General features: G+C 69.4%; 19 protein-coding genes, 1 pseudogene and 1 riboswitch. Of the genes and pseudogenes, 10 read left to right on the top strand and 10 right to left on the bottom strand.

Annotation, left to right across the window (positions count from 1 at the left end):
• Positions 1–25: 25 nt before the first annotated feature.
• Both Adu01nite_RS42580 and Adu01nite_RS42585 read right to left on the bottom strand, forming a co-directional pair.
• A complete protein-coding gene (locus tag Adu01nite_RS42580) occupies positions 26–718 on the bottom strand; it encodes a DedA family protein (RefSeq protein ID WP_203735071.1) in 693 nt (230 codons plus the stop codon).
• 123 nt (positions 719–841) lie between these two features.
• Positions 842–1,585, bottom strand: a pseudogene (locus tag Adu01nite_RS42585) (dolichyl-phosphate beta-glucosyltransferase); the annotation flags it as partial.
• Between the two features lie 144 nt (positions 1,586–1,729).
• Here Adu01nite_RS42585 and Adu01nite_RS42590 point away from each other — a divergent pair.
• Positions 1,730–1,885, top strand: coding sequence for a DUF6131 family protein (locus Adu01nite_RS42590; protein WP_203735073.1), 156 nt, complete (start codon positions 1,730–1,732; stop codon positions 1,883–1,885).
• Between the two features lie 125 nt (positions 1,886–2,010).
• Positions 2,011–3,603 (top strand): glycoside hydrolase domain-containing protein, encoded by a 1,593-nt coding sequence (locus tag Adu01nite_RS42595; protein WP_203735074.1) that lies wholly within the window; start codon positions 2,011–2,013, stop codon positions 3,601–3,603.
• A 75-nt stretch (positions 3,604–3,678) separates the two neighbouring features.
• Here Adu01nite_RS42595 and Adu01nite_RS42600 read toward each other — a convergent pair whose 3' ends face one another.
• Positions 3,679–4,488 (bottom strand): SigB/SigF/SigG family RNA polymerase sigma factor, encoded by an 810-nt coding sequence (locus Adu01nite_RS42600; protein WP_203735075.1) that lies wholly within the window; start codon positions 4,486–4,488, stop codon positions 3,679–3,681.
• 211 nt (positions 4,489–4,699) lie between these two features.
• Between Adu01nite_RS42600 and Adu01nite_RS42605 the strand changes: the two genes are divergently transcribed.
• The 3 genes from Adu01nite_RS42605 to Adu01nite_RS42615 are packed head-to-tail and all read left to right on the top strand — an operon-like array spanning position 4,700 to position 6,780.
• Positions 4,700–5,209 (top strand): ATP-binding protein, encoded by a 510-nt coding sequence (locus tag Adu01nite_RS42605; RefSeq protein WP_239133143.1) that lies wholly within the window; start codon positions 4,700–4,702, stop codon positions 5,207–5,209.
• A 29-nt stretch (positions 5,210–5,238) separates the two neighbouring features.
• Positions 5,239–5,550 carry an STAS domain-containing protein gene (locus Adu01nite_RS42610; protein WP_203735076.1) on the top strand — a complete coding sequence of 104 codons (312 nt, stop codon included), beginning with the start codon at positions 5,239–5,241 and terminating at the stop codon, positions 5,548–5,550.
• Positions 5,551–6,780: an SLC13 family permease gene (locus Adu01nite_RS42615; protein ID WP_203735077.1), complete on the top strand. Its 1,230-nt coding sequence runs from the start codon at positions 5,551–5,553 to the stop codon at positions 6,778–6,780.
• 212 nt (positions 6,781–6,992) lie between these two features.
• Here Adu01nite_RS42615 and Adu01nite_RS42620 read toward each other — a convergent pair whose 3' ends face one another.
• The gene (locus Adu01nite_RS42620) at positions 6,993–7,718 is read right to left on the bottom strand and encodes an SDR family NAD(P)-dependent oxidoreductase (RefSeq protein WP_203735078.1); all 726 of its coding nucleotides are present in this window, start codon (positions 7,716–7,718) and stop codon (positions 6,993–6,995) included.
• Positions 7,719–7,751: 33 nt separating this feature from the next.
• Positions 7,752–8,567 (bottom strand): helix-turn-helix transcriptional regulator, encoded by an 816-nt coding sequence (locus tag Adu01nite_RS42625; RefSeq protein ID WP_203735079.1) that lies wholly within the window; start codon positions 8,565–8,567, stop codon positions 7,752–7,754.
• 199 nt (positions 8,568–8,766) lie between these two features.
• On the opposite strand from Adu01nite_RS42625, the gene Adu01nite_RS48260 reads away from it, so the two are divergent.
• Both Adu01nite_RS48260 and Adu01nite_RS42635 read left to right on the top strand, forming a co-directional pair.
• On the top strand, positions 8,767–10,479 hold the full coding sequence (locus Adu01nite_RS48260; protein ID WP_239133144.1) for an ROK family transcriptional regulator: 1,713 nt from the start codon (positions 8,767–8,769) through the stop codon (positions 10,477–10,479).
• The gene (locus tag Adu01nite_RS42635; RefSeq protein ID WP_239133151.1) at positions 10,412–12,448 is read left to right on the top strand and encodes a glycoside hydrolase family 43 protein; all 2,037 of its coding nucleotides are present in this window, start codon (positions 10,412–10,414) and stop codon (positions 12,446–12,448) included. Before Adu01nite_RS48260 ends, Adu01nite_RS42635 begins: the two co-directional genes overlap by 68 nt.
• Here Adu01nite_RS42635 and Adu01nite_RS42640 read toward each other — a convergent pair.
• Complete coding sequence (locus Adu01nite_RS42640; RefSeq protein ID WP_203735081.1) at positions 12,436–13,992, bottom strand: cation:proton antiporter; 1,557 nt, start codon at positions 13,990–13,992, stop codon at positions 12,436–12,438. The genes Adu01nite_RS42635 and Adu01nite_RS42640 overlap by 13 nt on opposite strands.
• 51 nt (positions 13,993–14,043) lie before the next feature.
• Positions 14,044–14,133: riboswitch (ZMP/ZTP riboswitch) on the top strand.
• Positions 14,134–14,151: 18 nt separating this feature from the next.
• Here Adu01nite_RS42640 and Adu01nite_RS42645 point away from each other — a divergent pair.
• A complete protein-coding gene (locus tag Adu01nite_RS42645; RefSeq protein ID WP_203735082.1) occupies positions 14,152–15,576 on the top strand; it encodes a glycine hydroxymethyltransferase in 1,425 nt (474 codons plus the stop codon).
• A 321-nt stretch (positions 15,577–15,897) separates the two neighbouring features.
• Here Adu01nite_RS42645 and rox read toward each other — a convergent pair whose 3' ends face one another.
• Positions 15,898–17,337, bottom strand: a complete 1,440-nt coding sequence (gene rox, locus Adu01nite_RS42650) for a rifampin monooxygenase (RefSeq protein ID WP_203735083.1) — start codon at positions 17,335–17,337, stop codon at positions 15,898–15,900.
• Between the two features lie 193 nt (positions 17,338–17,530).
• On the opposite strand from rox, the gene Adu01nite_RS42655 reads away from it, so the two are divergent.
• Complete coding sequence (locus Adu01nite_RS42655) at positions 17,531–17,890, top strand: V-type ATP synthase subunit E family protein (protein ID WP_203735084.1); 360 nt, start codon at positions 17,531–17,533, stop codon at positions 17,888–17,890.
• A 44-nt stretch (positions 17,891–17,934) separates the two neighbouring features.
• On the opposite strand, the gene Adu01nite_RS42660 is transcribed toward Adu01nite_RS42655, so the two are convergent.
• A complete protein-coding gene (locus Adu01nite_RS42660) occupies positions 17,935–18,093 on the bottom strand; it encodes a hypothetical protein (protein WP_203735085.1) in 159 nt (52 codons plus the stop codon).
• Positions 18,094–18,132: 39 nt separating this feature from the next.
• Positions 18,133–18,633: a metallophosphoesterase family protein gene (locus tag Adu01nite_RS42665; protein WP_203735086.1), complete on the bottom strand. Its 501-nt coding sequence runs from the start codon at positions 18,631–18,633 to the stop codon at positions 18,133–18,135.
• Positions 18,634–19,162: 529 nt separating this feature from the next.
• On the opposite strand from Adu01nite_RS42665, the gene Adu01nite_RS42670 reads away from it, so the two are divergent.
• On the top strand, positions 19,163–21,379 hold the full coding sequence (locus Adu01nite_RS42670; RefSeq protein WP_203735087.1) for a discoidin domain-containing protein: 2,217 nt from the start codon (positions 19,163–19,165) through the stop codon (positions 21,377–21,379).
• Here Adu01nite_RS42670 and Adu01nite_RS42675 read toward each other — a convergent pair.
• On the bottom strand, positions 21,376–22,104 hold the full coding sequence (locus Adu01nite_RS42675; RefSeq protein ID WP_203735088.1) for a substrate-binding domain-containing protein: 729 nt from the start codon (positions 22,102–22,104) through the stop codon (positions 21,376–21,378). The genes Adu01nite_RS42670 and Adu01nite_RS42675 overlap by 4 nt on opposite strands.
• Between the last annotated feature and the right edge of the window lie 21 nt (positions 22,105–22,125).

Below are 22,125 nucleotides of genomic sequence, written 5' to 3' on the forward strand. Positions count from 1 at the left end.
ACCTCCGGTCGTGGCGGACGCCCCGTCAGCCCTGCTTTTCCTCGACAGGTTCGGCGACGGGCTCCACCGCGTCGGCGGCCGCAGCACTGCGGGCACGCCGGCGTCTGATGTGCCGGAGGTGCAACGTGACATAGGCGACCACCGCGAGGGTGACAATGGCGATCGCCCACCATTTGTATCGGTGTGCGTGCTCGATGATCTCGACGAGATGCGTTCCGAGTACGTACGCGATGCTCGTCCACCAACCGACCCAGAGCGCGGCGCCGATCGTGTTGTAGATCAGGAACGTGCGCCACGGCATCGCGGTGATGCCGGCGATCACGCCGTTGAACTGCCGGAGGCCGTCGATGAAACGAGCGATGACGACAATACGACCTCCGCGACGTGCGAAGAAACCCTCCGCACGGGCCAATCGCTCGGGTGTGAGGAAGACGTACTTGCCCCAGCGATGCACCGCCTTGCGCCCGCCGCGGACGCCGATCCAGTAACCGACGTTGTCGCCGAGCACGGCGGCGACGAAGGCGATCGCCGCGACGCCGAAGATGTTGAGCCGGCCGGCCCCGGCGTAGATGGCCGCGGCCACCATGAACGTCTGACCGGGGGCGGGGACCCCGAAGCTTTCCACGCCGATCGTCGCCGCGACGGAGAGGTAACCCCATCGATCGAGGATGGGCGCGACTCCGTGCAGGAATCCGGGAAGGTCAGGTGGAGGTGGCATCGGGTACCTACGGTAGCCGGGCCCGGGTGCGAGAAACCTGTGGAGTCACTACTTCTGCTGAACGCCAGGGGTGAATCCGCAACGAACCTAATGAGTCGCCAGTTGAGAAGCCCGCGGCGTGGTCCGGCCCATCCGGGCGCGGATCGCCGGGAGCGGCAGGCTCGGCATGGTCCGCCGGAGCCGGGCGATGCCGCGCAGGTCCTCGCGGGCGGTGGCGACGATGTCGACCTTGCTGTTCGGGTCGTCCACCCAGTCGACCGGCACCTCGTGCGTACGCAGCCCGGCCCGCTCGGCCAGGACCAGCATCTCGGTGTCGAAGAACCAGTTGGTGTCCTGCACGAGCGGCAGCAGCAGGTGCGCCACGTCGGCCCGGATCGCCTTGAAGCCGCACTGGGCGTCGGAGAACCGGGCGCCGAGGGTGGCCTTGAGGATCATGTTGTAGCTGCGCGAGACGAACTCCCGCTTGGGCCCGCGCACCACCCGTGAGCCGCGCTTGAGCCGGGAGCCGATGGCCAGGTCGGAGTGGCCGGAGACCAGCGGCGCGACCAGCGGCAGCAGGCCGGCCAGGTCGGTGGAGAGGTCGACGTCCATGTACGCGAGCACGTCGGCGTTCGAGTTGAGCCAGGTGTACTTCAGCGCCCGCCCGCGGCCCTTGTCGGCCAGGTAGACCGCGGTCACCTCGGGCAGCTCCACGGCGAGCCGCCCGGCGATCAGCGGGGTCTCGTCGGTGCTGGCGTTGTCCGCGATGGTGATCCGGAACGGGAACGGCAGCACGGTCTGCATGTATCCGCGGAGCCGGCGCACGCTGCGCTCCAGGTCGGCGGCTTCGTTGTAGACGGGGATCACCACGTCGAGTACTGGTCTCATGCGATCAAAGATCGGCCGCCGCACTTTCCGCCGGGTGTGGCCGCCCTGTGCCCGATCTGTGAAAAGAGGGGCCCATGGTTGGCGAATTGCACTCATGGGTATCACTCGGCGCGGAAGCAACCCCCCGCTGATTGGAGCGCTCCCATGTTGGCTGTCGGCCTGATTCTCTTGCTGATCGGCATCTTCGCCCACATCTCGATCCTCACCACGATCGGAATCATCCTGCTGATCGTCGGCGCCGTGTTCTGGATTCTCGGCTCGGTCGGGCGTCCGATCGGCGGCCGCAAGTATTGGTATTGATGCATATGTCCGATAGATAGTCGTCGTTCCCGCCGAGCGGCTCGTCAGATCGAGCCGTTCGGCGGAGTTGTGTCCCATGATCAACTGCTTAGCTCGGTGGTCGATTCCTGCCGAGAAGGGCGATCATGGGGGCTCACCGGCTCATCCCGGCGCGTCGTAATGTCAAAGTCAAGGCGGCCATCTGCGCCCTGATTCTGCTGGCGTCGTCATTCACGCTGGTCCAGGGTAACGCCGGGGCCGCATCCGCGTATTCGACCGTCCAACCCGGCACCTTCACCGGCTACGCATTCGATGCGTGCACGGCGCCGTCCAGTGCGTCGATGAAGGCGTGGCGCGCGAACTCGCCGTACAAGGGCATCGGTATCTACATCGGTGGCGTCTCCCGTGGCTGCACGCAGGCCAACCTCACCGCCGCGTGGGTGCAGGAGCAGGTCACCGCGGGCTGGAAGCTGATCCCGATCTACGTCGGCCCGCAGGCCACCTGCGCCACGACGCCGAAGAAGAACGTGATCGACAACGCCAACGCGTACGCGCAGGGCAGCGCCGCGGCGGCGGATGCGGTGATCCAGGCGGTCTCCCTCGGCCTGGCCAAGAACTCCGTGCTGATCTACGACATGGAGTCGTACACCACCACCGACACCACGTGCCGGGCCGGCGTCCTCAACTTCATGAACGGCTGGACCGCGCGGCTGCACAACCTGTCCTACTTCTCCGGCTACTACTCGAGCGTCAGCTCCGGCATCGCCGACCAGGTCGCGCAGTACAACGTGCCGGGTTATGCGAAGCCGGACTACATCGACTTCGCCCGCTGGGACGAGACGGTCACCACCACCGACACGAAGATCCCGGCGACCTACTGGCCCGGGCACCGCCGGATGAAGCAGTACAAGGGCGGGCACACCGAGACGTACGGCGGCGTGACCATCAACATCGACAACAACTACGTCGACTTCACGCCGCTGCCGTCCGCGACCATGGCCGACTTCAACAACAACGGCTGGTCCGACTTCCTCGCCAAGGACTGGCGGACGTCGAACGTCTACCTCTACCCGGGCAACGGCTCGGGGCTGGGCGGGCGCACCCTGGTGGGCAGCGGGTGGAAGGGCTACAACGCGTACGTCCGGATCGGTGACCTGAACAAGGACGGCAAGGAAGACGTACTCGCCCGGGCGAGCAACGGCGATCTGTACTTCTATCCGGGCACCACCACCGGCTTCGGCACCCGCAAGAAGCTGCTCTCCGGCACCGGCTCGCTGCGCGAGATCACCCCGGCCGGTGACCTCAACAAGGACGGCTACCCGGACATGGTCGCCGTCTCCGGGGCCAGTCTTTACTTCTACCCCGGCGCCGCCGGGACGAAGTTCGGCACGCGCAAGCTGGTGGTCAACGGCGGGTTCGACACGCTGGCCGAGGTGGCGAGCATCGGCGACTTCAACAAGGACGGTTACCCCGACCTGGTGGCCCGGCACAACGCGACCGGCACGCTGCTGCTCTACCCCGGCCGCAAGGGTGCCTATGCGACCCGGACCTCGCTGGGCACCGGCTGGAACGGCCTGCGTGACCTGGTCGGCGGTGGCGACTTCGACCGGGACGGCTACACCGACCTGATCGCGATCCGCCAGCGGGACGGCGCCCTGCTGCTCTTCCGCGGCAACGGCAAGACCCTCACCTCGCGGACGCTGCTCAACGCGTTCCCGTACATGTCGCCGCTGGCCTGATTTTTAGAACAGCCCGAAACAGCGTCAGGCCGTCCCGAACCGGGCCGGCCTGACGCTGTTCAGGAAGCGTGCGGATCAGATCTCGTCGCCGGCCAGCTGGCCGCGCAGCTTCGTGAGCGCCTTGGTGAGCAGGCGGGACACGTGCATCTGGGAGATGCCGATCTGGTCGGCGATCTGCGACTGGGTGAGGTTGCCGTAGAAGCGCAGGGTCAGAATCTTCTGCTCGCGCTCGTCCAGCGTCGCCAGCGCCGGGCCCAGGGCCACGCGCGTCTCGGCGATCTCGAACTCCTGGTCCATACCGCCGAGCGTCTCGCCGAGCTCGGTGGTGCCGTCGGCGGAGATCGGGGTGCTCAGCGAGGTGGCGTTGTAGGCGCGGGCGCCTTCGAGGCCTTCCAGGACTTCTTCCTCGGTGATGCCGAGGTGCGCCGAGATGTCGGCGACGGTCGGCGAGCGGCCGAGGGTGTGGGTGAGGGTGCTGTTGGCCTCGGTGATCGCCAGGCGCAGCTCCTGCAGGCGGCGCGGGACCCGGATGGACCAGGTGCGGTCGCGGAAGTGGCGCTTGATCTCGCCGATGATGGTCGGGATGGCGTAGCCGGCGAAGTCGACGCCGCGCTCGGGGTCGAACTTGTCGACGGCTTTGATGAGGCCGACGTTGGCGGTCTGGATCAGGTCGTCGGTGGGCTCGCCGCGGCCGGCGTAGCGGTTGGCGAGGTGCCGGGCCAGCGGGAGCCACGCCTCGATCGCGCTGTCGCGCAGGGCCGCCCGGGACGGGTGGCCGACCGGCATGGCGGCCATCGCGTTCAGGAGCTCGGCGGCGCTGTCGACCGGAGCCTCGGCGCCGGCCTTGGTGGCCGACGAGATCTGCGACGTCTGAGTGACGGTCATGCTTGGTCCTCCCTGGTACCTAACCGGAGAGCCGGTCCGATCTTGCTGGACCCGGGTCGGTCGGGTGTCCCTATCAACGGTCGACGGCGCTCGATGCGTTCGCCGTCGACCATGCACAGTAGGCCGTTCGGTTACGTAGACCCTAACCGAGGGGTTGAGGAAAGACTAGCCGAAAGTATGAGTGACTTTGCGTGATGACAAGTAACGCGAGGTGATCATCGCCGATGTCGATGTCCACCCGGGGGGTCCGGGCGAACCGGTCGGTCGGTGTGTCGATCCGCGCTGTCCGGGCAAGATGGACGCCATGACCTCGCTGCCCGCGTCGGTTCCGTACCCCCAGGCCGCGGAGATATGCCGATGGACGCTCGCAGCGTTCGGTGATCTGGGTAACTTGCGGGCGGCCCTGCGGGATGCCGTGTCCGGCACTCTGACCACCGAGAAGGGTGACGCCGTCGAGCGCATGGCCCTGGTCGTCACCGAGCTGGCCACCAACGCGCTGCGGCACGGCCTACCGCCCACTGTGGTGCGGCTGCTGCGCGAGGGCGACCGCCTGATCATCGACGTCGCCGACCATGACCGGCACGCCGAACCGACGGTCGACGCGGGCCGGCCGCTCGGCGCCGGCGGCCTCGGCCTGCAATTGACTCGCACCTTTGCGGCCGATGTCGGGTGGTATGCCACTGACATGACCAAACATGTCTGGGCCAGCTTCCCGAGCTGATTCCGCCGGAGGCTGGTAAAAATTCTCCCGTGGCGGACTCTTACAAGATCGGTCAGGAGCGTGCGGCCGACGGGACCGCGACCTTCCTGCACATCAGCGGCGAACTCGACATCACCGCACGCGACGACCTGTACGGCGCGATCCGGGCAGCGCTCGACGACGGTGACGTGGTGGTCGACCTCGCCGAGGTGGCCTTTCTGGACTCGGAGGCGCTCGGCGCGCTGCTCGAGGGGTACAACGACGCCCGGGCCCGGCCGGCCGGCTTCCGGGTGGTCAACGCCCGCGGCCTGGTGGCGCGGGTGTTGCAGGTCTCGGGCGCGCACGAACTCTTCGGCCTCTAGGTGCTCCTCCTCCTGACGGCTCTGCTGCTGGCCGGTGTGCTCGCGTTCGCGGTCGCCCGGCCGAAGGGCCTGCCCGAGGCGGTCGTCGCCGTCCCGGCCGCGCTGCTCATCGTCGTCACCGGGCTGCTGCCCTGGCGGGACGCGGTGGCCGAGATCGGGGAGCTCGGTCCGACCGTCGGTTTCCTGGCGGCGGTCCTTCTCCTCGCCCATCTGGCCGGGGAGCACGGCGTCTTCCGGTACGCCGGTGCGCTGACCGCCCGGATCAGCGGCCACCGGCCGACCCGGCTGCTCGCGGCGGTCTTCGTGGCCGCGTCGCTGACCACCGCCGTCCTCAGCCTGGACGCCACGGTGGTGCTGCTCACCCCGGTCGTGCTGGCTACCGCCGCGCGCACCGGGGCCCGGCCGCGCCCGGCCGCCTACGCCTCGGCGCACCTGGCCAACTCGGCGTCGCTGCTGCTGCCGGTGTCGAATCTGACCAACCTGCTGGCCTTCGCGGCGAGCGGGCTGACGTTCCTCGGCTTCGCGGCCGTGATGGCGCTGCCCTGGGTGGCGGTGATCCTCGCCGAGTACGCCATCTTCCGGTGGTTCTTCCGCGCCGACCTGCGGGCGCCGGCCCGCGCGGCCGAGGGCGGAACGGACCCGGCCGCACCCCGGTTCGCCCTGGTGGTGCTGGCGCTGACCCTGGCCGGCTTCGCGGTGGCGCAGCCGTTCGGCGTACACCCCGGTTGGGTCGCCGCGGCCGGCGCCATCGCCCTCGCCGTACCCAAGCGGGTTTCCCCGAAGGTCCTGCTGCGCGAGGCGAACCTGCCGTTCTGCGCGTTCGTGCTCGGGCTCGGTGTGGTGGTGCTGGCGGTCCGCGAGCACGGGCTGGACCGGCTGGTCGATGCGCTGGTGCCGGAGCGGACCGGGCTGCTGCAACTGCTGGCGGTGGCCGGGCTGGCGGCCCTGCTGGCCAACCTGGTGAACAACCTGCCGGCCACGCTGGTGCTGGTCCCGGCGGTGCAGGCCCGGCCGGCCCTGCTGCTGGCCGTGCTGATCGGGGTGAACGTCGGACCGAACCTGACCTACGTGGGTTCGCTGGCGACGCTGCTATGGCGGCAGATCCTGCACGCCCGCGACCACCCGCCGGACGCCGGCGAGTTCCTCCGGCTGGGCCTGCTGACCGTGCCGGCCGCACTGGTCGCCGGGGTGCTGGCGCTGTGGGTGTCGTTACGGATCACCGGGAACTAAGGAACGCACCTCCGCCGCCGCAACGGAACCGGTCCGGGGAAAGACCGGGGTGATCCGGTGGGGGATCGGCGGCGGGGTGCGTCCGACTCAGTCAGTCTTGTCGATGCATTCCGTAACATGCAAGCAATCTGAGTTGCGGAACTCCCAGCAGACTCACAGCGCCACTTTTCGTTCGCGCTGCGGGGCTCGCAAAACCGGCTCTCTCCTCGCGCTCACAGGAGCATGCCGCCCGATGCCTCGATGCGCTGGCCGGTGATCCACTTGGTGTTGTCGGCCAGCATCGCGACCATCACGCCGGCGATGTCCTCGGGCTCGCCGACCCGGCCGAACGCGATCACCCCGCTGAGGTGTTCGCGCACCTGGGCGTTGTCGCGCAGTGCCCCGCCGCCGAAGTCGGTGCCGGTGGGGCCGGGCGCGACGACGTTGACGCTGATCTGCCGCGGGCCGAGCTCCTTGGCCAGGTAGCGGGTGAAGACCTCGATCGCGCCCTTCACCGAGCCGTACGCGGCGTAGATGCCCTCGCCGGTGAAGCGGGCCAGGCCGGTCGAGAGGTTGATGATCCGGCCGCCGTCGGCGATCACCGGGAGCAGCTTCTGGGTCAGGAAGAACACCCCGCGGAAGTGCACGTTCACCAGTTCGTCGAAATCCTCGACGCTGAAGTCGGCGACCCGGCCGGCCTTGCCGACGCCGGCGTTGTTGACCAGGAAGTCGAAGTCGTCGCGGCCGAACCGGTCGCGCAGCACGCCGCGCAGTTCCTCGACGAAGCCGGCGTACGAGTCGAGGTCGCCGACGGTCAGCTTGAGCGCGACCGCGTCGATCTTCTCGCCCGGGTCGTCCCGATACGTGTAGATGACCTCGACGCCGTCCTCGATCAGGGCGAGGGCGGTGGCCCGGCCGAGGCCGCGGTTGCCGCCGGTGATCAGGGCGATTTTGGACATGGTCCTGCCTTCTTTCGTTCTTTCTCGGAAAATTCAGACGGCCGCGAGCAGCTGGAGCTTCTCGTAACTCGGCGATCCGGGTACGGCGGTGAAGACCAGCAGCACCTGCGACTGGTCGGGATCGAACAGGGTCTGGCAGTACAGCTCCAGATCGCCGAGTTCGGCATGGTTGAAACGCTTGCGGTCGAGGTGGGTGAGGCCGATCTCGTGCGACCGCCAGATCTCGGCGAACTCGGGACTGATCGCGAGCAGCGCGTCGACGATCTCGCCGGCCCGGGAGTCCGGCGCCGCCGCGTACGCCTCCCGCAGCTGGGCCGTGAAGATCCGCCCGTGCAGCGGGTAGTCGGCGGCCGGATAGATCAGCCGGGACGACGGCTCGGTGAACCAGCGATAGACCATGTAGCGGGCCATCCCGGTCCACCGCGTCTCGTCGCCGAGCAGGGCCACGGCCGGCCGGGTCTGCAGCAGCGTCTCGCCGAAGCGCGACATGATCATGGCCGGGGTGTCGGCGAGCCGGTCGAGGATCCGCATCATGCCGGGGCTGATGTGGTCGTCGCGCCGCACCCGCTGCGGCGCCACGTGCCCGCCCAGCCGGAAGAGATGGTCCCGCTCGTCGAGGCCGAGGTGCAGGGCGCGGGCGAGCGCGGCCAGCATCTGCTCGGAGGGGACCGGCCCGCGCTGCTGCTCGATCCGGCTGTAGTAGTCGGCCGACATGCCGGCCAGGGCCGCCACCTCCTCGCGCCGCAGGCCGCCGGTGCGCCGGCGCTGCCCACGCGGCAGGCCCACGTCCTCCGGTTGCAGCGCCTCGCGGCGAGCCCGGAGGAAATCGGCGAGCTGTGCCCGGTCCATGCGACCACCCTCCCTTGTTCGACATGACAAGACTGGCCCGAAAGGGAAATCAGATGAAGGCCGGATCTATCCACGGACAGGTTGTCCCTGGCTGCCGTGCGTTACTCCACGGTTACCCGGGAAGTTTTCCTACCGGTTTAGAAGAGATAATTCTGTCGGACCGTTGACGGAAAAATTCCGGCCCGCCTACGGTGGCCGCATGTCCGGGTCGTTAGGCGTACATGCGCTGGTCAGGCGCGCTCACGAGGAGCGCGTCCTGGCGATCCTGCGCGAGCGCGGCGGCCTGTCCCGGGCCCAGATCGCGGCCCGATCCGGCCTCTCCCGCACCACCCTTTCCGAGATCACCGGCGACCTGCTGTCCCGCGGCGCGATCGTGGTCGTCAATACCGACGCGCCCCGGCGGGCCGGCAGCGGGCGCCCGGCCGAGCTGCTCGCGCTCGATCCGCGCTCGGGCCAGTTCCTCGGCGTCGACCTCGGGCACACCCGGGTGCGGGTGGCCGTCGCCGACGCCGCGCACGAGATCATCGCGAGCGAGGTGACCCCCTATCCGGCCGACAGCGCGTGGCCGCAGCGCCTCGCCACCGGGGTCGCGCTGATCGAGCGGGTCGCCCGGGAGCGGGGCATCACGCTCGCCGCTCTCCAGGGCATCGGGGTCGGCGTCGCCGGTCCCTACCCGGCCGGTGCGGCGCGAGCCGACGTGCAGGCCGCGTTCGCCGAGCGGTTCGCCGCGCCGATCGTGGTCGACAACAACACCCGCTTCGCCGCGCTCGCCGAGGCGAGCCTCAGCGAGGCCCGCGACGTGCTCTACATCCGGCTCGCCGACGGCATCGGCGGCGGCCTGGTGGTCGGCGGCCGGCTGGTGGCCGGCGCGGGCGGGATGGCGGGGGAGTTCGGACACGTCAAGGCCGACCCGTCGGGCGGCCTCTGCCGCTGCGGCAAGCGGGGCTGCCTGGAAACGGTCGCCGCGGTCGGACCGGCTCTCGCCGCCGCCGGTGTACGCGATCTCGACGAGTTGACGGCGCGCCGGGACGAGCCGCGGGTCCGCGCCGCGATGGACCGGGTGGCCGACGCGGTGGGTCGAGTGCTCGCCTCCGCCGCACTGATCCTCGACCCCGAACAGATCGTCATCGGCGGCCCGCTGGCCGCCGCCGCACCCGGCATCGTGACCCGGGTCGCTACCGCAGTTGCAGCGGAACTGGTTGCGGTCCGCCCCGGACCACCACCCGCTTCCGCGGGCAGCGACGAAAGCGGAGCCGCGCGGAGTTCGACCCTCCGCTCGGCGAGTGGCCGGGGTGGCGCCGGTTTCCTTGAAGCTGGGGTCTCGGGCACCGCGCAGGCCCCGGTTTCCAGGAAATTGGGGTCTGACTGCGCGGGGGACGCCCGCTTTCCAGGAAATTGGGGTCTGACCGCGCGGGGGACACCCCGCTTTCCAGGAAATTGGGGTCTGACCGCGCGGGGGACGCCCCGGTTTCCAGGAAATTGGGGTCTGACTGCGCGGGGGACGCCCCGCTTTCCAGGAAATTGGGGTCTGACCGCGCGGCGGACGCCCCGTTTTCAAGGATTTTGGGTGAGCAGGTCGCTGAACCGCCGGGCGCGGGCGGCGAACGGTTGCCAGCGCGGCGCGGGACGGTCGTTCGGGCCGCGCGGCTCGGCGACGACGACGGCGCCCGCGGGGCGATCGCCGCCAGTTTTCGGCAATAGGAGCGCCACGGATGGCTCGCTCTCTGCTCGCCCTTGTCCTCATTTTTGCCGGTATTGTGGCCTGCCCGGCGCAAGCGGCCCCCGCGACCTACACCAACCCGGTCAGCGCCGGCGCCGTCGACACCTTCCCCGACCCGGCGGTCATCAGGGCCAAGGACGGGAAGTGGTACGCCTACGGCACCACGAACCCGATCTTCAACAGTCGGGGTGAGACAGGAGAGCACATCCTGCCGACGATCACCTCGACCGACCTCGTGCACTGGACGTACGTGGGTGACGTCTTCGCGCTGACCGCCAAGCCCTCCTGGTGGCCGGCCGCGACCCGTCCCTGGGCGCCGGACGTCCGCTTCTACAACAACCTCTACCACCTGACGTACGCCCTCAGCGTCGGCGGCATCGGCGTGGTGACCAGCCCGAACCCGGCCGGGCCGTGGACCGACGGCGGGCTGATCGTGCCGGCGTCGAGCGGCTGCCCGAGCGGCACGATCGACCAGGCCATGTTCACCGACACCGACGGCTCGTACTACCTCTACTGGGGCAGCTACGACACGATCTGCGTGGCGCGGATGAATGCCGACGGCACCGCGATCTCCGGCGCGGTCACCCCGATCGGGCACGGGCGGCGGATGGAGGGCGGCTTCGTCGTCCACCGCGACGGCTACTACTACCTGTTCTACTCGGACGGGGGCTGCTGCGACGGCGCGTTCAGCGGCTACACCGTCAAGGTTGGCCGGGCCACCTCGCCGCTCGGGCCGTTCACTACTCCGACCGGGGTCGCGCTCACCGAGCTGACCAGCAAGGACGGCGTCGTGCTGGCGGCCACCGGCAACGGCTGGGTCGGGCCGGGACACAACGCGATCGCCACCGACCTGGCCGGGCAGGACTGGCTGGTCTACCACGCGATCCCGCAGGCCGGCCCGGACTTTCCGCCGGTCACCGGCGCGAACGGCGCGACCCTGAACCTCACCCGCCGGCCGCTGATGATCGACCGGCTGGACTGGATCAACGGGTGGCCGCTGGTGCGGGCCGGGGCAGGGCCGTCCAACTCGGCGGTGACCGCGCCGGTCACGACCTGGACCGTGGGCAGCACGTTCGATTCGTCGGCGGCCGGGTTTACGGGCGGTTTCACGTGGTCCGGCGGGCGGCTCGTGGCATCCGCGGCGGCGAGCTCCTCGTCGTCTGGCTCTATTTCCGGAAATGTCCGTATCGAGGGCGACGTGCGCGGCACGGCGGCCGGCATCGGCTACGGCACGGTCACCGCCTGGCTCGACAGCGCCTCGAAACGGCTCGTCGTGGACGGCGCGGTCACCGGCGCGGCCGCGCTGCCGGCGAACTTCAACTACCAGTCCTGGCACACGCTCGTGCTCACCCGGCGCGGCACCGCGCTGACCGTCACGGTGAGTGCCGACCGGCTCCTCGACGACACCGCGACGGTCTCGCTGACGCTCCCGGCCTCGTTCCCCGGTGGCAAGATCGCCGCGGTCTCCCGTTCCGGCGCGGCCGAAGTGGACAATCTGGGCGCGGCGCCGCTCTATTCGCCCGTTGAGCAGCGAACGGCCGATCCTGCGGTTGGTGCGCTGCTCACGTCGTACTCAGATGAATTCCATGGGGTTGATCTTGGGGTTGGCTGGAGTTGGCTTCGGCCGGACGCCGCGGCCACGGTGACCGGTGGCTCGCTCGTGCGGCCGACCCAGGCGGGCGATCTCGCCCTCGGCAGCAACACCGCCGGGGTTCTGCTGCGCGACGCGCCGCCGGGTTCGTTCGTGATGGAAACCAAGCTCCAATTCGATGGCGTACGGGGTAATCAGCAGGCCGGGCTCGTGCTGTACGACAACGACGACCGTTTCGTGAAGCTCGCCCATGCGGTGCTTCCATTGTCCGGATTCGCGAACACCTTCTTGCAGCAGACCGAGTTCACCAAGGAGGACACCCGCGCATCGACCGGCGCGGTCTTCTCCGGCCCGTCGTTCGGCGGCCCGGCCCCGGCGACGATGTGGCTGCGCCTGCGCTATGCGAACGGGGTGGCCCGGTTCGCCACCAGCGGCGACGGCGTCACCTGGGACTGGTCCGGCAACGCCTGGACGCTGTCCCGCCCGGCCGCCCTGAAGATCGGCGTGGTCGCGATGGGTGGCACCGGCGCGACCGGCCGCTTCGACTACGTCCGGGTCTACGCCGGGTAGGTGCTCTGTGCGGCCTGCCGCAGATCCACTTCCTCGATCAGCTCGCGGGCGATGTCCTCGGTGAGGCGGTGCTCCGCGACCGCCTTGCCGAGCGCCGCCCGCTGCGCCTCGAACCGGGCGTCGTCCGTCTCGGCCGGCTCGGCGCCCGCCTCCGCGATGATCGTCCGGGCGAGGTCGCGCAGCTCCTTCGTCTCGGCCCGCTCCTCGGTCAGGTCGAAGTTCAGCTTCCGGGACAGCCAGCCGACCGTGGTGCCCTGGATGAGCAGCGTGCCGAGGGTGACGATCAGGGCGATCGCCTGGATCGCGTCCCGGCCCGGGAACGGCTCGGTGCCGTGCTCGATGGTCGGCGGGATCGCCGCGGCCGCCGCCAGAGTGAGGATGCCGCGCATGCCGGTCCAGCCGACCAGCAACGTCTGCTTCCTGGTGGGCGGATCGAGCGGCTTGCCGCCCCGGCGGGTCCGGCGCTCCTCCATCCGCTGCCACCGGGTGCGGAAGTAGATGTCCTCCTGGACCCGGCGCTTGACCCGCTGGTCCTTGCGCCGCCAGCGGCCGAACAACACCCACACCGCGAACAGCCGGAACAGGATCGCGACCACCAGCAGCACGCCCGCCGCCACCAGGGTGCGGACCAGACCCGGATCATCCGACTCGGCAAGATCCTCGAGAACCCACTTCAACTGCAGGCCGATGTACGCGAACACGAACGTCTCCAGCAGGAAGTCCACCACCGGCCAGAACGACTCCTCCTGCAACCGGGTCTTGTAGCCGCCCGGGTACTGGTGTTTCGGGTCGAGCGCCAGGTTGAGGCTCACCGAGAACGCGGCCGCCACCACGGCCAGGATGCCGGACGCGTGCGCCTCCTCGGCCAGCAGGAACGCGGTGAACGGCAGCAGCAGGACCAGGGTGGTCTCCAGCGTCGGGTTGCCCAGCCGCTTGCGCAGCCACAGCGTCGGCACGGACAGCCCGGCGCCGATCACCAGCCCGATCCCGGCGGTCCGCACCAGCTCCAGCGCGCCCGACCCGAACGACGCCTGCTCACCGTTGGCCGCGCCCAGCGCGATCGCGAACAGGGTCAGCGCGGTCGCGTCGTTGACCAGGCTCTCCCCGGTCAAAATCGAGGTGACCCGTTTCGGCAGCCCGATCTCGTCACCGTGCGAGACCGTGGTGATCGTGTCCGGCGGCGCCAGCACCGAGCCGAGCAGGAACGCCGCCGCCCCGCCGATCGTCGGCAGCAGCCACGTCGCGACCAGGCCGAGCACCCCCGCGGTGAACAGCACCAGCAGCAGCCCGAGCGTGACGATCGCGTTCATGTTCGCCCCGAACGACGAGAACGACGCGTTCCGGGTCGCCGAGTAGAGCAGCGGCGGCACCACGATCGCGAGGATCATCTCGCTGTCGAGCTCAAGCCGGGGCACGCCCGGAATGAACGACGCCGCGGCGGCCAGCACCACGATGATCCATCCGGGTTCGATGTTCCGCTTACGGGCCACCGCCGAGACGGCGATCCCCGCACCGATGATGAGCAGAAGCTGGACGCCGTTCACAAAAGATCAGGCTAGACGGCGATGGAGGTTCGCAGGTCGCGAGTATGCTTCCGGGCGGGCCGTGACTGGCGCGTTCGGATGGGGAACCATCGGGGAGCGGCCCCGTCGCCTGACGACCTGCCGTGCGCCTGGGCCTCTGCATCGTGATAGGGAGGTCCTATGCCTGAGTTGTCTGCCGAGTCCGTCGCCTTCCGCTCCGCGCTCGACGTGGTGCGCTCCGTCGAGCCGCGCATCGCCGACGCGATCGCCAAGGAGCTGAGCGACCAGCGCGAGTCGCTGAAACTGATCGCCAGTGAAAATTACGCCTCGCCGGCCGTGCTGCTGGCGATGGGCAACTGGCTCTCCGACAAGTACGCCGAGGGCACCATCGGCCGCCGCTTCTACGCCGGCTGCCAGAACGTCGACACCGTCGAGGCGATCGCCGTCGAGCATGCGAAGGCCCTGTTCAACGCTCCGTATGCGTATGTCCAGCCGCACTCCGGCATCGACGCCAACCTGGTCGCCTACTGGGCCATCCTGGCCGACCGGGTCGAAGTTCCCGCTTTGAAGAAGTTTGCGAAGCGCCAGATCAACGACCTGAACGACGCCGAGTGGGCCGAGCTCCGGCAGGCCTTCGGCAACCAGCGCATGCTCGGCATGTCGCTCGACGCCGGCGGTCACCTCACGCACGGCTTCCGGCCGAACATTTCCGGCAAGATGTTCGACCAGCGGTCCTACGGCGTCGACCCGGCCACCGGTCAGATCGACTACGCGGCCCTCCGGGAAACGGCCCGCGAATTCAAGCCGCTGATCATCGTGGGCGGCTATTCGGCGTACCCCCGCAAGGTGAACTTCGCCAAGATGCGCGAGATCGCCGACGAGGTCGGCGCCACCTTCATGGTCGACATGGCGCACTTCGCCGGCCTGGTCGCGGGCAAGGTCTTCACCGGCGACTTCAACCCGATCGAGCACGCCCACATCGTCACCACCACCACCCACAAATCGCTGCGCGGCCCGCGCGGCGGCGCGGTGTTCGCCCAGCCCGAGCTCGCCGACCAGGTGGACCGCGGCTGCCCGATGGTGCTCGGCGGCCCGCTCTCGCACGTGATGGCGGCCAAGGCGATCGCGTTCGCCGAGGCCCGCGACCCTTCGTTCGCCACCTACGCCCAGCAGATCGTCACCAACAGCCAGGCGCTGGCCGAGGGCCTGCTGAAGCGCGGCGTCCAGGTGGTCTCCGGCGGCACCGACAACCACCTGGTGCTGCTGGACGTGCACCCGTTCGGCCTGACCGGCCGCCAGGCCGAGCAGGCCCTGCTCGACTCGGGCGTGGTGACCAACCGCAACGCGATCCCGAACGACCCGAACGGCGCGTGGTACACGTCCGGCATCCGGATCGGCACCCCGGCGCTGACCTCGCGCGGCCTGGGCACCGCCGAGATGGACCAGATCGCCGACCTGATCCACACGGTCCTGGCCGGCACGACCCCGGCCGAGGGCTCAAAGGCGAAGTACACGCTGGACCCGGCCCTGGCCGACCGAGTGAGCAAGCAGGCCACCGAGCTGCTGGCCCCGTTCCCGCTCTACCCCAGCGTCGACCTGGGCTGACACCCACCGCTTCACCGAAATGCCTCGCCGCCCACCGCGGCGAGGCATTTCGCGTTCCCGGCAGTCTCGGCCGCCAGGATGCCTGGTCGTGGACCTTCAGATGATCTTGGGCGCGAGAAACCTGGCTACCTTGTGGTGGCTGACGGCCATCGCCTCGGAGGTATCGGTGGGTAGTTATCGATGAGCGCTGGGTGCGGCCCAACGCGCGGTGTCCGATCTGCGGGCGATCGTCTACTTTCTATTCGAATGAATTCGGCAGCAAGGTCTACTTCGATGAGTTGGGGCCGCCGTGGCCCAAACACCCGTGTCTTGCCGACCGCATCAACCGGCTTGATACTCGCCGGGCTCGCCGAACCAGCGGGGCAGATCGCGGCGCAGGCTCTCCTGGTCGTCACCGGCCCACGCCACGTGACCGTCGGGGCGCAGCAGCACGGCCGGGACGTCGAGCTCCTCGCCGGCGTCCACGACGTGGTCGATCCGATCCGCCCAGCCCTCGGCCGACAGCCGGCCGGTCTGGTCGAGCAGCAGGCCGCGGCCGGCGTGCATCAGCTCGTAGAGGCGCCCGCGCTTCAGCGTCACGTCCCGCAACCGCCGGCCGACCGGGTCCGGGCCCTCTCCTTCGCCGATGTCGTATCTGATGCCGATCGCGGTGATCTTCTCGGTCAGGTAGCGGTTCACCTGCTCGAAGTTCACCAGCTCGGTGAGCAAGCGGCGTACCGCCTGCGGGCCCGGCTCCAGGGACATCAGCTCCATCTGTGCGCGGGTGAGGTCGAGGACGTCGGCGGCCACCGGGTGCCGTTCGGCCTGGTAGCTGTCGAGCAGGTCGGGCGGTGCCCAGCCGGCCACCTCGGCGGCCAGCTTCCAGCCGAGGTTGAACGCGTCCTGGACGCCGAGATTCAGGCCCTGGCCACCGGCCGGCGGGTGGACGTGCGCGGCGTCGCCGGCCAGCAGCATCCGGCCGACCCGGTAGCGGTCGGCCAGCCGGGTCGCGTTGCCGAAACGGGAGAGCCAGCGCGGCGAGTGCACGCCGAAGTCGGTGCCGGCGACCGCCCGCAGCTGCCGCCGGAAGTCCTCCAGGGTCGGTTTTCCCTGGGTGCCCACCCCGTCGGCCGGGACGACGACGCGGTACACCCCGCCGCCGATCGGCCCGAGACCGAACCGGACCTGGGTCTTGCGGACCTCGGCCACCACGGCGGCCACCGTCTCCGGCGATGCGGTCGCTTCCATCTCGCCGAGCAGCGTCTCGACCGTGCTGGGCTCCCCGGGGAAGCCGACGCCGAGCAGCTTGCGGACCGTGCTGCGGCCGCCGTCGCAGCCGACCAGGTAGCGCCCGTTCAGCCGGGTCCCGTCGGCCAGCTCGGCGGTCACCGCGTGCTCGTCCTGGCTGAGCCCGACCAGTTCGCAGCCGCGCCGGATCTCCGCGCCGAGCTCGGCGGCGTGCTCGGCCAGCAGCCGGTCGGTGATGGGTTGCGGAATGCCGAGAACGTAGCCGTGCGCGGTGTCCAGCCGCTCCGGCGACGCCTTGCCGATGCCCGCGAAGAACCCGCCGACCGGATGCTTCGTCCCGTGCGCGAGAAACCGCTCCAGCAGCCCCCGCTGGTCCATCACCTCGATGCTGCGCACGTGCAGCCCGAGCGAACGAACAAACGCGGCCGGCGCCGCGTCCTTCTCCAGCACAATTACGTGTACGCCGTGCAACCGCAGCTCAGCGGCCAGCATCATGCCGGTCGGCCCGCCCCCGGCAATGATCACGTCAAACATGGAACTCCCCCGGTTGCGCGTGTTTCCGCAGGTTAGAGCCTTGCCAGGGGCTTGCCGCAAGGCCCCCTCTGCGCTATATGTTGAGAGTGGCGGGAAAGCGTGGGCTTTCCTGCTTTTGTCGTCTCCGGGGTGGCGCGTCCCTGCGGTCTCCAGCCGGACCGCGGCCACAGTGGATCGCCGATAGCATGCCGCTATGAAGGCTTGGGGCCTGTTCCTGCTCGGCGCCGGCATCGGCGCGCTCATCGGCTCGCAAGCCGATGGTCCGGCGGCGGTGCCCGCCCTGGTCGCGGTCGTGGTGGGGCTGGCCCTGCTCGCCCTCGGCGCTCGCGCCGGCAAGGGCGAACTGGTCGGCGAGGCCATCGCGGCCCGCACTGCGCCGGCGCCGAAGGCCGCGAAGGAGAGCCCAGTGTTCAGCCGGCTCGGCCCCCAGGTCGAGAACATCCTGTCGCTGGCCGAGGAGCAAGCCGCTGACCGCATCGCCGAGGCAAAGGCCACCGCGGCCCAGATCCTGGCCGAGGCCCACGCCGAAGCCGCCCGCCTCAAGCGCGACTGACCAACGCCCGCACCGCGAGGCGTCGGGCCGGCCGCGGCGAGCGGTCAGGACATGCCGGCGGTCGGGCCGCCGCCCATGTTTCTGAAGTCGGAGCCGGGGCTGTCTGTCGGTGGTGGGGGCGGGATCTTTTTCGTGCGGCGGGCTGTCACGCCGGCGGTCACACCCGCCGCGACCAGCACGCCGATGAAGAGCAGGGTCGCCATGACCCGAGTGTGCGACCGGCGCGCCACCCCGCGGCACCCTCAGCGCGGCGGCAGGTTGTGCAACGTCACCTCGGTCAGGCGGGCGTCGGCTATCTGGGCGGTCATGAATGTGGCGAACGGCTGGCGGCGGCGGTCGGTGGGCGAACCGGGGTTGAGCAGGCGCAGACCGCCGGGCGCTGTGGTGTCCCAGGGGATGTGCGAGTGGCCGAAGACCAGCAGGTCGGTGTCGGGGAACCGGGCGGCGCAGCGTTCGGTGCGGCCGGTCGACTGGCCGGTCTCGTGGATCACCGCCAGGCGCAAGCCGTCGAGGTCGGCACGGGCGATCTCGGGCAGCCGGGAGCGCAATTCCGCGCCGTCGTTGTTGCCGTAACACGCGATCAGGCGGGTCGCGCGTTCGGAGAGCGCGGTCAATGCGGCCATGTCCACCCAGTCGCCGGCGTGGATCACCACGTCCGCCGCGTCGATCGCCGCCCACAGCGGTGCCGGTAGGTCACGCGCTCGCTTCGGGAGATGGGTGTCGCTGGTCAGCACAAGCCGCACGCCCCCACGATAAAGGCGCCCGTAAGCCGGACGGGCCGGGGCCGCCGGTGGCCGGGGACGGCCGTGCGGGGACGCCTGGCGTGGCCGCTGAAAGCGGGACTTGTCGTAAATCCCGTACATTATGGAATTGATCTTGAAGGTTTTCGGGAAGCGCTTCCCGGCGGTGGAACGCGCGGAATGCCGGGATCGGTGGGCGATGGTGCTTTTGCTGATCAGCGGCGGAACCGGTTCCGGGGTCTTGGTTATCGGGGTGGCGGGCGGCCGTCGGTGGTCCGGAAGGGGAACTTGTGACACGGCTCTGAGCTGGGGTTATGCCTTTTCGGGCAATGCTGCATCCCGCAGGGTTGTGACATCCGCAAGTACGCCTGCGTTGCCGGTCGGTTCCGGAACCGTGACGAAGTCTGGACAGGCGTATTGATGGCTACCTAGCTTCAGTGGCGGGGGAGCGCTCTCCCCGAACATGTGGAGAGATCGGCCTCCCCGAGGGTGCAAGCAGTCCCCCTTGCAAGTCCCCGCCCTAGGAGAAGCAATGACCATCCCCAGTAGCTCCGCACCTCCGCGGAGACGCTCCCCCTGGCGCCTCGGTGCGATCGGTGGCCTCGTGGCCGCCGTCGTCGCCGGGTATGCCGCAATCACCATGGTCGGCGCCAGCGCCGCGGAAACCCTGCTCTCGCAGGGCAAGCCCGCGACCGCGTCGTCGACCGAAGTGGCCGGCGCCTATCTCGCGTCCGAGGCCGTCGACGGGAACACCGGCACCCGCTGGGGATCGGCGTTCGCCGACCCGCAGTGGCTGCAGGTCGACCTCGGCAGCTCGCAGTCGATCACCCGGGTCGAGTTGAACTGGGAGACCGCGGCGGCCAAGGCGTTCCAGATCCAGGTGTCCGACAACGCGTCGACCTGGACCTCGATCTACTCGACCACGACCTCGACCGGTGGCAACCAGTCGCTGACCGTGAGCGGCACCGGGCGCTATGTCCGGATGTACGGCACGCAGCGGACCACCGGCTACGGCTACTCGCTCTGGGAGTTCAAGGTTTACGGCGGCACCCCGAGCACCGAACCGACGACCACGCCGCCCACCACCGGGCCGACCGTCCCCGCGGGCGGCTCGCTGGGCGCCAACGTGATCGTTTTCGACCCGTCGCAGTCGACGGCCACGATCCAGGCGCAGGCCGACACGATCTTCAAGCAGCAGGAGTCGAACCAGTTCGGCCTGCAGCGGTACGTTCTGGCGTTCAAGCCGGGCACCTACAACGGACTCAACATCCAGGTCGGCTTCTACACCTCGGTGGTCGGTCTCGGGCAGAACCCACAGGACACCCGGATCAACGGTGACATCACCGTGGACGCCGGCTGGTTCAACGGGAACGCGACCCAGAACTTCTGGCGGTCGGTGGAGAACCTGTCGCTCTACCCGGTGTCCGGGGACGACCGGTGGGCCGTGTCGCAGGCCGCGCCGTTCCGGCGGATGGACATCCACGGTGGCCTGAACCTGGCGCCGAACGGCTACGGCTGGGCGTCCGGCGGCTACATCGCCGACTCGCGGATCAGCGGGGTCGAGGGTCAGTACTCGCAGCAGCAGTGGTTCACCCGGAACAGCCAGATCGGCTCGAACTCGAACGCCGTCTGGAACCAGGTGTTCGTGGGTGTGCAGGGCGCTCCGGCGACCAGCTTCCCGAACCCGCCGTACACGACGATCGCGTCGGCGCCGGTGATCCGGGAGAAGCCGTACCTGTACCAGGCCGGTGGGGCCTACGCGGTCTTCGTCCCCAATTTGCAGACAAATGCGACAGGGGCTACGTGGGTGAACGGCAACACGCCGGGCACCTCGATCCCGCTGACCCAGTTCTACGTGGCCAAGCCGGGTGACTCGGCAGCGACGATCAACCAGGCCCTTGCGCAGGGCCTCAACCTGATCTTCCAGCCTGGGATTTACCACGTAAATCAGACAATCAACGTTACCCGCGCAAACACCGTGGTTCTCGGCCTCGGCTACGCGACGATCATCCCGGACGGCGGCGTCACGCCGATGCAGGTGGCGGATGTGGACGGCGTGAAGATCGCCGGCCTGCTGTTCGATGCCGGCACGACAAACTCCGCAAATCTCCTCGTGATCGGTCCTAATGGGAGCACGGCGAACCACGCCGCCAACCCGACCACCGTGCAGGACGTCTTCTTCCGGATCGGTGGCTCGATCGCCGGCAAGGCCACCAACAGCCTGCTGGTGAACAGCAACAACACGATCATCGACCACATCTGGGCGTGGCGGGCCGACCACGGCAACGCCGGCACCTACGGCTGGACGGTCAACACCGCGGACAGCGGCCTGATCGTGAATGGGCAGAACGTCACCGCGTACGGCCTGTTCGTCGAGCACTACCAGAAGACCGAGGTGCTCTGGAACGGCAACGGCGGCCGCACCTACTTCCTGCAGAACGAGCAGCCGTACGACCCGCCGTCCAACGCCGTGTGGCGCAGTGACGGCACCGGCTACCCGGCCTACAAGGTGGCCGACAGCGTCACCAGCCACGAGGCGTGGGGCATGGGCAGCTACGCGTTCTTCCAGAACAACCCGGCCGTGCACTCGGCGAACGGGTTCCAGGCGCCGGTCAACGGCGGGGTGAAGCTGCACAACATCTTCACCATCTCGCTGGCCTCCGGCACGATCGACCACGTCGTCAACGGGATCGGCGACGCGGCCACGGCGGATGCGGTCGTACCCCGCACCGTGACGAATTTCCCCTAGGAAATCTCACCGCTGCCGCGCGGGATCAGGGTCGTCGGGATCCTGATCTCGCGCGGCGGTCCGTCATAGCCGTCGAGCCGCTCGAACAGCGCGCCGACGGCGGTCCGGCCCATCCGCGCCGGGTCCTGCGCCACCACGGTGACCGCCGGTTCGAGCAGGTCGGCCACCGGAAAGTCGTCGAACCCGACCAGCGCCACGCTCGACTGCTTCCGGAGCTTCTGCAGCGCGCGCACCGCCCCGATCGCGATCACGCTGGTCGCCGCGAAGATCGCCGTCGGCGGATCGGCCCCGCGCAGCACCCCGATCGTCGCGCGTTCGGCGCCCGCCTCGTCGTGCAGATCCTGCACCACCGGTCCGGCCCGGCGGCCGATCGCCCGCAGGTAACCCCGATGCCGGTCCCGCTCGGTGGTCAGCGTCGGCTGACTTCCGAGGTACGCGATCCGATGATGCCCGTACGACACGAGGTGCCGGATCGCGCCGCCCGCACCGGCCACGTTCGTCGACACCACCGTGTCACCGTCGCCGGGCCGCCCCACGAACACCGCCGCGGCACCGCCGGCATCCGGCCGGTCGGTGATCACCCCGTCGGCCGCACCGCCGATGCGCACCTCGAAGCCGCGCGCCCGGCACTCGTCCTCGATGGCCCGGCGGAGCGCGGCGGAGAACGGGTCGGTCGCCTCGTCGAGCAGCACGCCGATCGTGCGGGTCCGCAGCCGATGCACCATGTCCCGAACTCCCGTCGATGC

This window comes from Paractinoplanes durhamensis, from assembly GCF_016862175.1.
GTDB classification, from domain to species: domain Bacteria; phylum Actinomycetota; class Actinomycetes; order Mycobacteriales; family Micromonosporaceae; genus Actinoplanes; species Actinoplanes durhamensis.